The 12,455-nt window shown below is 56.2% G+C and carries 13 protein-coding genes; 12 read left to right on the top strand and 1 reads right to left on the bottom strand.

Going from position 1 to position 12,455, the window contains the following annotated elements; all coding sequences use genetic code 11:
- Positions 1-85: 85 nt before the first annotated feature.
- From hemE to ELY38_RS11905, 7 genes are all read left to right on the top strand, one after another.
- Complete coding sequence (gene hemE / locus ELY38_RS11935) at positions 86-1,198, top strand: uroporphyrinogen decarboxylase (protein WP_127062500.1); 1,113 nt, start codon at positions 86-88, stop codon at positions 1,196-1,198.
- Entirely contained in the window at positions 1,198-2,058 is an 861-nt protein-coding gene (gene speE, locus ELY38_RS11930) for a polyamine aminopropyltransferase (protein WP_127062499.1), read from the top strand. The genes hemE and speE overlap by 1 nt, the downstream gene beginning before the upstream one ends.
- A gap of 73 nt (positions 2,059-2,131) precedes the next feature.
- Complete coding sequence (locus tag ELY38_RS11925; protein ID WP_127062498.1) at positions 2,132-3,142, top strand: amino acid ABC transporter substrate-binding protein; 1,011 nt, start codon at positions 2,132-2,134, stop codon at positions 3,140-3,142.
- Positions 3,143-3,365: 223 nt separating this feature from the next.
- Positions 3,366-4,391: an amino acid ABC transporter substrate-binding protein gene (locus ELY38_RS11920; RefSeq protein WP_127062497.1), complete on the top strand. Its 1,026-nt coding sequence runs from the start codon at positions 3,366-3,368 to the stop codon at positions 4,389-4,391.
- A gap of 88 nt (positions 4,392-4,479) precedes the next feature.
- On the top strand, positions 4,480-5,670 hold the full coding sequence (locus ELY38_RS11915; RefSeq protein ID WP_127062496.1) for an amino acid ABC transporter permease: 1,191 nt from the start codon (positions 4,480-4,482) through the stop codon (positions 5,668-5,670).
- A 20-nt stretch (positions 5,671-5,690) separates the two neighbouring features.
- Positions 5,691-6,791 (top strand): amino acid ABC transporter permease, encoded by a 1,101-nt coding sequence (locus ELY38_RS11910; RefSeq protein ID WP_127062495.1) that lies wholly within the window; start codon positions 5,691-5,693, stop codon positions 6,789-6,791.
- An 83-nt stretch (positions 6,792-6,874) separates the two neighbouring features.
- Positions 6,875-7,603: an amino acid ABC transporter ATP-binding protein gene (locus ELY38_RS11905; protein ID WP_127062577.1), complete on the top strand. Its 729-nt coding sequence runs from the start codon at positions 6,875-6,877 to the stop codon at positions 7,601-7,603.
- A 15-nt stretch (positions 7,604-7,618) separates the two neighbouring features.
- On the opposite strand, the gene ELY38_RS11900 is transcribed toward ELY38_RS11905, so the two are convergent.
- Positions 7,619-8,215 carry a histidine phosphatase family protein gene (locus ELY38_RS11900; protein WP_127062494.1) on the bottom strand — a complete coding sequence of 199 codons (597 nt, stop codon included), beginning with the start codon at positions 8,213-8,215 and terminating at the stop codon, positions 7,619-7,621.
- 182 nt (positions 8,216-8,397) lie between these two features.
- On the opposite strand from ELY38_RS11900, the gene phnD reads away from it, so the two are divergent.
- The 5 genes from phnD (at position 8,398) to ELY38_RS11875 (ending at position 12,344) form a co-directional block, all read left to right on the top strand.
- Entirely contained in the window at positions 8,398-9,390 is a 993-nt protein-coding gene (gene phnD / locus ELY38_RS11895) for a phosphate/phosphite/phosphonate ABC transporter substrate-binding protein (RefSeq protein WP_127062493.1), read from the top strand.
- A gap of 57 nt (positions 9,391-9,447) precedes the next feature.
- Positions 9,448-10,245: a phosphonate ABC transporter ATP-binding protein gene (gene phnC / locus ELY38_RS11890; protein ID WP_127062492.1), complete on the top strand. Its 798-nt coding sequence runs from the start codon at positions 9,448-9,450 to the stop codon at positions 10,243-10,245.
- Positions 10,232-11,044 (top strand): phosphonate ABC transporter, permease protein PhnE, encoded by an 813-nt coding sequence (gene phnE / locus ELY38_RS11885; RefSeq protein ID WP_127062491.1) that lies wholly within the window; start codon positions 10,232-10,234, stop codon positions 11,042-11,044. The genes phnC and phnE (ELY38_RS11885) overlap by 14 nt, the downstream gene beginning before the upstream one ends.
- Complete coding sequence (gene phnE, locus ELY38_RS11880) at positions 11,038-11,847, top strand: phosphonate ABC transporter, permease protein PhnE (RefSeq protein WP_127062489.1); 810 nt, start codon at positions 11,038-11,040, stop codon at positions 11,845-11,847. Before phnE (ELY38_RS11885) ends, phnE (ELY38_RS11880) begins: the two co-directional genes overlap by 7 nt.
- A 65-nt stretch (positions 11,848-11,912) precedes the next feature.
- The gene (locus ELY38_RS11875) at positions 11,913-12,344 is read left to right on the top strand and encodes a host attachment protein (protein ID WP_127062487.1); all 432 of its coding nucleotides are present in this window, start codon (positions 11,913-11,915) and stop codon (positions 12,342-12,344) included.
- Positions 12,345-12,455 lie beyond the last annotated feature (111 nt).

Here is a 12,455-nt window from a genome sequence, read left to right as displayed (position 1 = left end):
CATACCCACGCACAATTTCAAGTACAATTGCCCGCATACGACTCCCCCATTTCGATGCGGGCAAATTTCTTAAGAGCACGTGTTTATGACCTCCACACCTTTGCAAAACGATCGTTTTCTCCGCGCGCTGGCGCGTCAGCCCGTAGATCGCACGCCGGTATGGATGATGCGCCAGGCAGGCCGCTATCTGCCTGAGTATCGCGCCAGCCGCGCCGATGCGGGCAGTTTCATGGACCTGTGCCGAAACCACGACTTGGCTTGTGAAGTGACTCTGCAGCCGCTTGAGCGCTATCCGCTAGATGCCGCCATTCTATTTTCGGATATCCTGACGATCCCTGACGCCATGGGACTTGGTCTCTATTTCGAAACCGGCGAAGGGCCCAAATTTCGCAAGACCGTGCGCACTGCCGAGGAAGTGGCAGCACTGAGCGTGCCGAACGCCGAGCGCGACCTGGATTACGTGATGCGCGCGGTATCCACCATTCGTCGTGAGCTGAACGGCCGCATGCCGCTGATCGGCTTCTCGGGCAGCCCTTGGACGCTTGCGACCTATATGGTGGAAGGCGGTTCGAGCAAGGACTTCCGCCATTTAAAAACCATGCTTTACGACACGCCAGATACCATGCACCAATTGCTGGATACCCTGGCCCAGTCGGTGACCGATTACCTGAACGCCCAGATTCGCGCGGGCGCTCAGGCGGTGCAGATTTTCGATACCTGGGGCGGTGCGCTCTCCACTCCCGCGTACCTGGAATTCTCGCTGCGCTACATGGAGCAGATCGTCTCCGGCTTGATTCGCGAGCACGACGGGCGTCGTGTACCGGTGATTCTGTTCACCAAAAATGGCGGCCAGTGGCTTGAGCACATTGCCTGCGCCGGTGCTGATGCGCTAGGTATCGACTGGTCGACCGAGCTCTCCAGTGCCCGCGCTCGTGTGGGCCACAAGGTCGCGCTGCAGGGCAATCTTGACCCTAACGTGCTGTTTGCCCGTCCCTCAGCCATTCGCGCTGAAGTGGCCCGCGTGCTGGAAAGCTACGGTCACGGCCCGGGACACGTTTTCAACCTCGGCCACGGCATTAGCCAGTTCACCAACCCGGATAACGTCACCGCCTTCATGGAGGCGCTGCACGAGCTAAGCCCCCAATATCACCGGGATATTCCAACCCAACCCAACCCATCACACCCAGGAGCCAATTGATGAGCGAATTACGCGACGACCAGTGGTTTACCGAAGTCTTTGATAGCCATGGCAGCGCCTTCTCGCTGAAGATCTCTGAAAAGCTGCTGGATGTGCAGAGTGAGTACCAGCACCTGGAAGTTTACGCCACCGAAACCTACGGCAACCTGATGGTGCTGGACGGCTGCGTGATGCTCACCGACCGCGACAACTTTCTCTACCATGAAATGATTGCCCACCCGGCGCTGTTTACTCACCCGGCTCCCAAGCGCGTAGTGATTATTGGCGGTGGTGACTGCGGCACGCTAAAAGAAGTCCTGCGTCACCCAGGCGTTGAGAAAGTCACCCAGATCGATATCGATGAGGAAGTCACCAAGGCCGCGGAGCGTTTCTTCCCTGCGTTGGTGGAAGCCAACGACGACCCTCGCGCCGAGCTTTTGTTCGCCGATGGCGTCAAATGGGTCGATGACGCCGCCGATGAAAGCATTGATGTGTTGATTATCGATTCCACCGACCCGGTAGGCCCGGCTGAAGGGCTGTTTAAAACCGATTTCTTGAAGCGCTGCCATCGCATCTTGAAAGCCGACGGCGTAATGGTCCAGCAGAGCGAATCCCCTCTTTATCACAGCGGCTCGATCATTCGCGAGCTGCGCCATGACATGCGTGAAGCCGGTTTTGACAGCGTCGCCACACTGCCCTTCCCGCAGCCGGTTTATCCCTCTGGCTGGTGGAGCGTGACGCTTGCCGGTAAAGGCACCAATGTGGAAACCTTCCGCGAAGAGGCTGCCGCCAGCCACGAAATGCCGCTACAGTACTACACAGTGGATGCCCACCGGGGCGCCCTGGCACTCCCGCCGTTCATGCGTAAAGCGTTTGCCTGAATAGCGCGCCAGTAAGCGATAAAGGCCGGGCACTGCTCGGCCTTTTTTGTGTCACCACGTTAAGGAACCAACAATGAAAACCCTTAAATGGATAAGCGTTGGCGCATGCGCCCTGGCCCCGGCCTTTGCCATGGGCACCACACTGGAAACCGTTCAATCCCGCGACAGCGTGCGCTGTGGGGTAAATGCCGCGCAGCCGGGCTTCTCCTCATTGGATGATAGCGACCAGTATCGCGGCCTGGATACCGACATCTGCCGCGCCGTGGCCGCAGCGGCCCTGGGGGATGCCAGCAAGGTCGATTTTGTGCCGCTTGATTCGGTGGAGCGCTTTACCGCGCTGCAATCCGGCGAAGTGGATTTACTCTCACGTACCACCACCTGGACCTCCAGCCGCGATACTACTCTGGGTATGCACTTTACCGGGGTAAGCTATTTTGATGGCCAGGCGTTTATGGTGGCAAGCGACCTTGGCGTGCAAAGTGCCGAGGAGCTGGATGGAGCGGCGGTATGCACCCAGTCGGGCACTACCAGTGAGCTGAATCTCTCCGACTATTTTCGTATGAATGATATGAGTTACGACGCGGTAGTGTTTGACTCGCCCGAGCAATCCATTGCTGGCTTCGAGGCAGGCAGATGCGATGTTTTAAGCTCAGATGCTTCCCAGCTTTATGCTCAGCGCATGCAGCTGGCCGACCCTGACATGGCGGTGGTGCTGCCGGAGATCATCTCCAAAGAGCCGCTAGGGCCTGCCGTTCGCCAGGGCGATGATCAGTGGTTTAACATCGTCAAGTGGTCACTGTTTGCCATGCTCAATGCTGAAGAGCTGGACGTTTCGAGCAGCAATATTGATGAGCACGCGGATTCCGCCAACCCGGACATTGCCCGCCTGCTCGGCCAGGACGGTAACTTCGGCGAAGGCATGGGTTTAAACGCCGACTGGGCGTATCAGATCATCAAGCAGGTGGGTAACTACGCAGAGATATACGATCGAAACGTGGGCGCTGGCTCGAACTTTAACATTGCCCGTGGATTGAATGCCCTGTGGCGCGATGGCGGCATTCAGTACGCCCCGCCAATCCGCTAGGCCCATTGGAGAACCAATCTGCCATCACCCTGCGGTTGCTGCACCAAAACAAGGCGTTCGGTAACCGCTTCTATTTTTTTGCACCTGAACTTTCGTAGAAACCGGACTATTTTGCGTTGAAAAGCGCTGAATTTGGCGTTGTCCCATGTTGGCACCTTCCTTGCTAGCTTTATATGTCATGCCTTTGCATGCATAACAATATTAATCGAGGAAGGGAATTACCATGTCGAATAAGAAACATTGGGTACTACTGGCCTCAGCAGGCATCATCACATTGACCGGCGCAACTACCGCTAACGCCGCCACCCTTGAAGACACCATTGAACGTGGCGCCGTGCAATGCGGCGTCAGCGACGGACTGCCGGGATTTTCGGCCCCTGATGGTGATGGCAACTGGCAAGGGTTGGATGTCGATATTTGCCGTGCGGTCGCTGCCGCCGTGCTGGGTGATGCCGACGCGGTCAATTACATTTCTCTCAATGCCGTCGAGCGCTTCACTGCCTTACAGTCTGGCGAAGTAGACCTGCTTTCTCGTAACACCACCTGGACCACGACCCGGGACACCACGCTGGGCCTGAACTTTGCAGGTGTCACCTTCTACGACGGTATCGGCTTCATGGTCAGCCGCGACCTGGGTATCAGCGGTGCTGATGAGCTGGATGGCGCAGCGATCTGTATCCAGACAGGTACCACTACCGAGCTCAACGTGGCCGATTACTTCCGCGCCAACGACATGGAATTCGACCCTATCGTGTTTGATACTTCAGAACAAACGGTGGGTGGTTTCCAGGCCGGCCGCTGTGATGTTCTGACCTCGGACACCTCTCAGCTCGCGGCGCTGCGCATCCAGCTGGATGACCCTGACGGCGCCGTCATTCTACCCGATATCATTTCCAAGGAGCCGCTGGGGCCGGTGGTCCGTCAGGGGGATGACACTTGGTTTAATATCGTGAAATGGTCACTGTTCGCCATGCTTAACGCTGAAGAGTATGGCATTACCAGTGAAAACGTGGACGAAATGGTGAACTCTGAAAACCCTGATATCGCCCGTCTGCTTGGCCAGGACGGCAACTACGGCGAAGGCATGGGTTTGGAGGCTGACTGGGCATACAACATCATTAGCCAAGTGGGTAACTACGGCGAAAGCTTTGAGCGCAACGTCGGCATGGGCTCACCACTTGAAATTGAACGCGGTGCCAACGCACTGTGGAACCAGGGCGGTTTCCAGTACGCGCCGCCGATTCGCTAAGCGTCTCGCTTGACCCGGCCCGTCGTGCTTATCAGGTAAATGCAGGCGGGCCATCTGATTGACCTTCCGTATAGCGGAGACGCCACCCATGTCAGTAAGACCCAACACTCGCCCCGCTGGCCATAAGCCACTGTTCTGGCGAGATCGCGCTAAACGCGCGATTGTTTTTCAGCTTCTTTTAACGGCGGCTGTCGCCGTCTTCCTGTTCTATATCATTGGCAACGTTCAGGACAACCTGTCTGCCCGGGGGATAACCACCGGCTTCGGCTTTTTAAATAACACCGCAGGCTTTGGTATCGTACAAAGTCTGATCGATTACTCCTCTCAAGACACCTACGGGCGCACCTTTCTGGTGGGCTTGCTCAATACTCTCTTGGTAGGTGGCTTAGGCGTCATTGCGGCTACGCTGATTGGCTTTATTGTCGGCATTGCCCGCCTGTCGCCCAATTGGCTATTGGCACGTCTGGCAACGGCCTATATCGAAACCTTCCGCAACATCCCGTTACTGCTGCAGATCTTCTTCTGGTACTTTGCCGTGTTGCGCACCCTGCCCAGCGCACGAGACAGCTTGGCTTTTGGCGAAGTGATTTTTCTTAACGTGCGCGGTTTGTACCTGCCCGAGCCACTCTTTGAATCCGGTTTCGGGCTGATTCCTGCCACGTTTATCGTCGCAATCATCGCAAGCATTGCGCTACTGTTGTGGAACAAGCGCCGCCAGGAGGCAACCGGTAAGCGTATCCCCGCCGTCTGGATATCGCTGGTGCTCATTTTTGGATTGCCGTTACTGATTACGGTAGCCACCGGCGTGCCGATCACTTGGGATATTCCCGAGCTTCGCGGGTTCAACTTCCGCGGCGGCTTTACCGTGATTCCGGAGTTTCTGGCCCTGTGGATGGCGCTTTCCATCTATACCGCCGCGTTTATTGCCGAAATTGTCCGCTCCGGCATCCAGGCCATTTCCCACGGGCAAACCGAAGCCGCCCAGGCGTTGAGCCTGCCGCGTAATCTTGTGCTGCGCCTGGTGGTGATTCCTCAAGCGCTACGGGTGATTATTCCACCGCTGACCAGCCAGTACCTCAACCTGATCAAGAACTCATCACTTGCCACGGCCATCGGCTACCCCGATCTGGTATCCGTGTTTGCGGGCACCACGCTGAATCAAACGGGGCAGGCCATCGAAGTCATTGCCATGACCATGGCGGTGTACCTGACCATCAGCCTGCTGGTTTCCATGTTCATGAACTGGTTCAACGCCCGCGTGGCACTGGTCGAGCGCTAGGCGCCGGTGAGGATAGCTTTATGATTCATAACCAAACGATGATCGACCAGCGCCCGGCGCCTAGCAATACCCTAGGCCCAGTGGCCTGGCTACGCGCCAACCTGTTCAGCGGCCCGATCAATACCCTGCTTACCTTAGTGGGACTATACATTCTTTATCTGCTGCTGGTACCTACCATTCAGTGGGCGTTTATCAACGCCGACTGGGTAGGCACCACTCGGGCCGACTGCTCACGAGAAGGCGCCTGCTGGGTATTCGTCAACGCGCGCTTTACCCAGTTCATTTACGGACTCTACCCGCGCTCGGAAATCTGGCGAGCCAATATCGTGTTTGGCGGCTTTTTCACGCTGATCGCCTGGCTTGCCATCCCGCGTCTGCCGTTCAAGCGCTGGGTGGCCGTGTTTGCCCTGGTGGGCTTTCCCATCGCGGCCTATGTGCTGCTTCACGGCGGCTACTTTGATCTACCGCGCGTACCCACCCACCGCTGGGGCGGCCTGATGCTGACCCTGCTGCTCGCCTCGGTAGGTATGATCGGGGCGCTACCCATTGGTATCGTGCTAGCCCTGGGGCGGCGATCCAACATGCCTATCGTAAAGAGCTTCTGTGTGATTTTCATCGAGTTCTGGCGCGGCGTACCGCTGATTACCGTGCTGTTCATGGCTTCGGTGATGCTGCCGCTGTTTTTACCCTCGGGTATCAGCGTGGACCGCCTGGTGCGCGCGCTTATTGGCCTGACGCTGTTCCAGAGCGCGTATATGGCCGAGGTGATTCGTGGTGGCCTGCAGGCTATTCCCAGGGGGCAGGAAGAGGCCGCCGCCGCATTGGGCATGACCTACTGGAAGCGCATGGGCCTGATCGTTTTGCCCCAGGCGCTGAAGATGATGATTCCAGGTATCGTCAATACGTTTATCTCGCTGTTTAAAGACACCACTCTGGTCATGATCATCGGGCTGTTCGATCTACTGGGGATTGTGCAGGCGGCGCTTTCCGACTCGAACTGGTTGGGATTTTCGCTGGAAGGCTATGTGTTTGCCGCGTTTGTGTTCTGGATTTTCTGTTTCAGCATGTCGCGCTATAGCCAGTATCTGGAGCGCAAGCTGAACACCGGCCACAAGCGCTAACGCCGCTTTTTCAAGAATTTGAGCAGGATTTAACCATGACACAAGCAGCCACCAACACCTCTGATCCCCATGCGCCTGGCCTGATGGTCGAAATGCGCGGCGTTAACAAGTGGTACGGTGACTTTCACGTACTGCGGGATATTCATCTTGAAGTAAAACGCGGCGAACGGATCGTCATCTGCGGCCCGTCAGGCTCCGGTAAGTCGACGCTTATCCGCTGCATCAATCACCTGGAAGAGCACCAGCAGGGTGACATCGTGGTGGGCGGCGTGCCGCTGACCCAGGATGTAAAACGTATCGAGCAGATACGGCGCAGCGTGGGCATGGTATTTCAGCACTTCAACCTTTTCCCGCACCTGACGGTGCTGGAAAACTGCTGTATCGCGCCCATGTGGGTGCAGAAGAAGCCGCGCCGTGAAGCCGAAGATCAGGCCATGCGTTACCTTGAGCGTGTGCGCATCGCCGAGCAGGCAAAAAAATACCCTGGGCAGCTTTCGGGCGGCCAGCAGCAGCGCGTGGCGATTGCCCGCTCGCTGTGCATGCATCCGGATGTGATGCTGTTTGATGAGCCTACCTCAGCGCTTGATCCGGAAATGATCAAGGAGGTGCTGGATGTCATGGTCGAGCTTGCCGAGGAAGGCATGACCATGCTTTGCGTGACCCACGAAATGGGCTTTGCCAAAACCGTCGCCGACCGGGTGATCTTCATGGACCAGGGGCAGATCATCGAAGAGAATGCGCCAGAACCGTTCTTCAATAACCCGCAATCCGAGCGCACCCAGCTATTCCTGAGCCAGATTCTGGGTCACTAAAACACACGGTATAAGTCAGGATACGCCCACTCGGGTAATACTGGCAGGCAACAGGGCGGGCTGCTCACGATGTTGGGTGAGCGGCCTACCTTGTAGCGCGGTCAGCAGTATCTGCAGCGGGTCACCGTGACTCACGATCAGGATGGTTTCGCCCTTACTCTGCTGTTCCAAATCCTCAAGCACCGCCAGCATACGCGCAGCCACCGTACTTACCGGCTCCACCTGATAATGGTTATGTTCGGCACTCTGGGCATCCAGCGCCCACACATCCGGATAATGCTTGTCGGTCAGCCCCTCCAGTTCGCCAAAAAAGCGTTCCCTCAGGCGCTTGTCGGGTGTCATTGCCAGTTGAAAGGCATTGGCCACGCGGGCCGCGGTTTGCGTGGTGCGTAAAAAATCCGAATGCACCACTCGGGTTGGCATAGGCCATGCCCAGTCATCCACGGTGTTAACAAGCTGCTGCTCACCGATGGAGGAAAGCCCAAACGCTTCAACGCCCCGTTCAGGGCTGCTGATGATCAACCGCTGCTGATTCGCTTGGCTATGGCCATGACGCATTAACAGGTAGCGATTGCGCCAATGGTCGGAGGAGGTAAGGAAAGTGTTTGACATAACTTTGTAACAAACCCTAGATTAAGAGTGTCAATTTTCGAAAAATAAATATTTTGACGGCTCAATGTGCACTTTCGAACCTTTAACGTCTTTTTATCATGACAGAAGGTATACAAAAGAACACCTTTAGCCTGCTGATTAATCCCAAGACTCCAAAAATAATTTATAAATGAGGCTTCCCAATGACTTCCATGACGTTTCGCAAGCGTCCGCTTGCCCTGCTGTCGGCCGCCGCGCTTCTACCCCTTGTACTGCTTTCCACTCAGGCCTACGCCGAATGCAAACGCGGCGATCTGGATACGCTTTACTGTGACGAAGATGGCGATATGGTCGCGGACCGCCCGGCCGATGAGGCGCAGTGGTTAAATCCCGATACGCTAATCTTTGCCTATACCCCGGTGGAAGACCCGGCGATCTATTCCGATATCTGGCAACCCTTCATCGACCACTTGGCAGAGGTGACCGGCCGCAACGTGCGCTTCTTCGCTGTTCAGTCTAATGCGGCCCAGGTTGAAGCCATGCGCAGCGGCCGCCTGCATATCGCCGGCTTTTCTACCGGCCCCACGCCGTTTGCTGTGAATCTGGCGGGTGCCGTGCCGTTTGCACTGATGGGGTCAGATAGCGGCCAGTTTGGCTATACCCTACAGCTTTTTACCCATGCTGACTCCGATATCCAAGAACTGGCTGACCTTAAAGGCAAGCGGGTTGCCCATACGTCCCCCACCTCCAACTCGGGCAACTTGGCCCCCCGCGCCCTGCTACCGGAGCTGGGTATCACACCTGACGAAGATTACGAAGTGGTGTATTCCGGCAGCCACGACCAATCCATGCTGGGCGTGGTAGCGCGTGACTACGATGCCGCACCGGTGGCTTCAGAAGTGGTTGACCGAATGGCCGCACGCGGGCTTTACGATACCGATGACGTTCGCCTGATCTATGAGTCCGACCGCTTCCCCACTACCTCCTACAACTACGCCTACAACCTGCATCCTGACCTGGTCGAGAAAATCGAAGAAGCTTTTTTCAGCTTCGATTTTAAAGGCACCGAACTTGGCGAAGAGTTTGAGGGCGTCGAGAAGTTTATCCCCATTAACTATAAAGATAACTGGCAGGTGATTCGCACCATCCAGGCCGCCAATGGCGTGAGCTATACGCCTGAAAATCTGGAAGAGTAAAACGCACCGCGCCACGCGCGCGTGGTGCGGTTATTGGCTGCTGATGGAAGCGAAAACATGCTGGAAATCAAGAATCTGGTCAAACGTTATGGTCGCGACAAGGCCGTTCTGGAAGGGCTTGACCTAAAGGTTGAGGGCAACAGCGTCGTGTCGATTGTCGGCGCCTCCGGTGCGGGAAAAAGCACCATGCTGCGATGTATCAATCGCCTGGTGGAACCTACCTCTGGCTCAATTACCTTGAACGGCACCGAACTTGTGCATCTCAAAGGTGCCGATTTACGCCGTGCCCGCCGCAAAATTGGCATGGTGTTTCAGGGGTTCAACTTGCTGGACCGCCTGACCGTTATGGAAAACGTGCTGGCCGGTCGCTTGGGCTACGTGAACCTCTATCAGGCGATTACCCGCCGCTACCCCCAGGCTGATATTGAACGCGCCTTCCACCTGATGGAGCGCGTGGGTATCGCCCAGTATGCCAACAAGCGCGCCGATGAGCTTTCCGGTGGCGAGCGCCAGCGGGTGGGTGTGGTGCGTGCGCTGATGCAGGAACCTGAAGTGCTGCTAGCCGATGAACCTACCGCATCACTTGACCCGCGCACTTCTGAACAAATCATGATGCTGCTGCAAAGCCTGGCCAGCGAGCTGTCGCTGCCAGTGCTAATTAATATCCATAACGTCTCCCAAGCCAAAACCTACACCGAGCGCATTGTGGGTCTGCGGCATGGCAAGATGATCTTTGATGGCGTACCTGCCGATTTCAATAAAAATGCATTAGACGCTATTTATGGCGGTATCGAAGCACCCGACGATGCCATCAGTGACGTCCCTGTAGAGGAACGCGCTCATGACCCGGTCTGATGCTCAAGCCACGGCGCCGCGTACCTGGAAAAAACCGCCGTTTATTACCAACCCCCTCCTTCGCTATGGCATTCTGATCTTGGCGGCGGCGTACTTGGCCTGGGCGTTCGGCTCGCTGCCGTTTAACTGGGCACGCATCTCAGAAGGCCTGCCGCGGGCTGCGCGTATTTTCAGCGGTGGGTTTCCGCCCAACCTTGAACGCTACGAGCTGCTGATCACAGGCTTTAAGGAGAGCTTCCAAATTGCCATCCTGGCGACCCTGCTGGGCGTATTCCTGTCGATCCCGTTTGCCGTAATGGCGGCGCGCAATATCGCGCCCATGCCGATCTATCTGATTGGCCGCGCGGTGATTATTATCTCGCGAAGCTTTCACCCGGTAATCGTGGCTATTCTGTTTGTCGCCGCCGTCGGGTTTGGCCCGCTGGCAGGCATTCTCACACTCACCCTCTACTCGATCGGCTTTGTGGGCAAGCTCTTGGCCGAAGAGATCGAGGAAATCGACTGGGGTCAGGTGGAAGCCATGCGCGCCGCAGGAGCCGGTTATCTGGCGACGCTCTTCTACGCGGTATTCCCGCAAATTCTGCCGCGTCAGGTAGGGCTTTCCATGTATCAGCTGGACAGCAACCTGCGCGCTTCTGCCGTAGTAGGCATTGTCGGCGCGGGCGGCATTGGCGGCACCCTGATGAACGCCTTTGGGCGCTACGATTACGATTTCGCCTTTGCGATCCTGCTGGTCATTATCGCCGTCATCTTGCTCAGCGAAGGGGTAAGCGGCTGGGTGAGGAAAAAAATATGGTAGATCACGCACAAAAGCTCGCCGACCACGTTTGGCAACGCTACGACGCCAAGGAACGCCTTATCCGTTACGCCGTGCTGCTCGTAACCCTTACGGTAGTGGTATGGGCGGTTCGCGATATCGATATCTTCTGGCCCTGGGTGTGGGATGCCCCCAACCAGATCTCGGGTTTGGGTGCTCGCATGTGGCCTCCCAGCACAACGGGGCTTGGCAATATTATTAACGCACTGATTGAAACGGTGCACATTGCCACTCTGGCGACCTTCCTGACCATTTTTCTGGCGCTACCGGTGGCCTATATTGCCGCGCAAAACACCACGCCCAATCGCGCCTGTCTGTGGCTTGGCCGGTTTATTCTGGTCTCCAGCCGCTCGGTGAATACGATTATCTGGGCGCTTTTGTTTGTGGCTATTTTCGGACCTGGGGTACTCGCCGGTATTCTAGCCATCGTGTTTCGTTCGATCGGGTTTATCGGCAAGCTGATGGGCGAAGCGATTGAGGAGATCGATAAGCGGCCGGTCGAGGCCATGGAAGCTACCGGCGCCTCCAAGGCAAAGGTCATCGTCTATGCGATCGTGCCTCAGGTCATGCCCGCCTTTTTTGCCATCGTGATTTTACGTTGGGATATCAATATTCGTGAATCCACTGTGCTGGGACTAGTGGGCGCGGGCGGCATCGGGGTGATTTTGCAGGGCGCGATTGACACCTTTGCCTGGCCGACGGTCGCGACCATCCTGATTGCGATCATCGTGCTGGTACTGATTGGCGAAGCGATTACCAGTCTATTACGCCGTAAAGTGCTCTAGGTTGACCGAACGCCAAACGCTTGCCATGGTTAATACATCCCTAACGACATGGAGGACGTTTACTGATGACAACCTATATTGTGGTAGCGGATGCCGCTCGAGCACGTATCTTCACACGTGATGCACAAAACCTGGAAGAAAAAGAGAGCTTGGTTCATGCCGAAGGGCGAATGCATGAAGGTGATTTAATTGCCGATAGCTCTGGTGCCGATGTCCATGATTCACCGTCGTCACCAGTGCGTTCTTCATCGGAAAGGGGCGCAGCGTTACGGCATGAAAACGAGCTGTTTGCCAAAGAGGTTGCGCAACATCTCTACAACGCGCGTGTCGGAAATAATATGGAGAAGTTGATCATGGTCGCCCCCCCCAAATTCTTGGGATTGTTGCGTGATAAGTTGGATGGCCCTACTCAAAAGCTAGTTACTCATACGCTTTCTAAAGACCTCAGTAAAGCATCAATGGCGGACATACAGGCTGCCGTCAACGATTTACGTTAATCACGTCAACTTATTAACTAGCCTCAAGTAGTGGTCGTTCTCGCCGATAATAAGGAGTTCCACAACAGTATCTCCCCCCTGGATACTGACAATCACTTCGACGTCGAGAGC

The sequence above is a fragment of the Vreelandella nanhaiensis genome (assembly GCF_003990185.1).
GTDB classification, from domain to species: domain Bacteria; phylum Pseudomonadota; class Gammaproteobacteria; order Pseudomonadales; family Halomonadaceae; genus Vreelandella; species Vreelandella nanhaiensis.
This window is presented reverse-complemented; position numbering and strand designations above follow the sequence as displayed.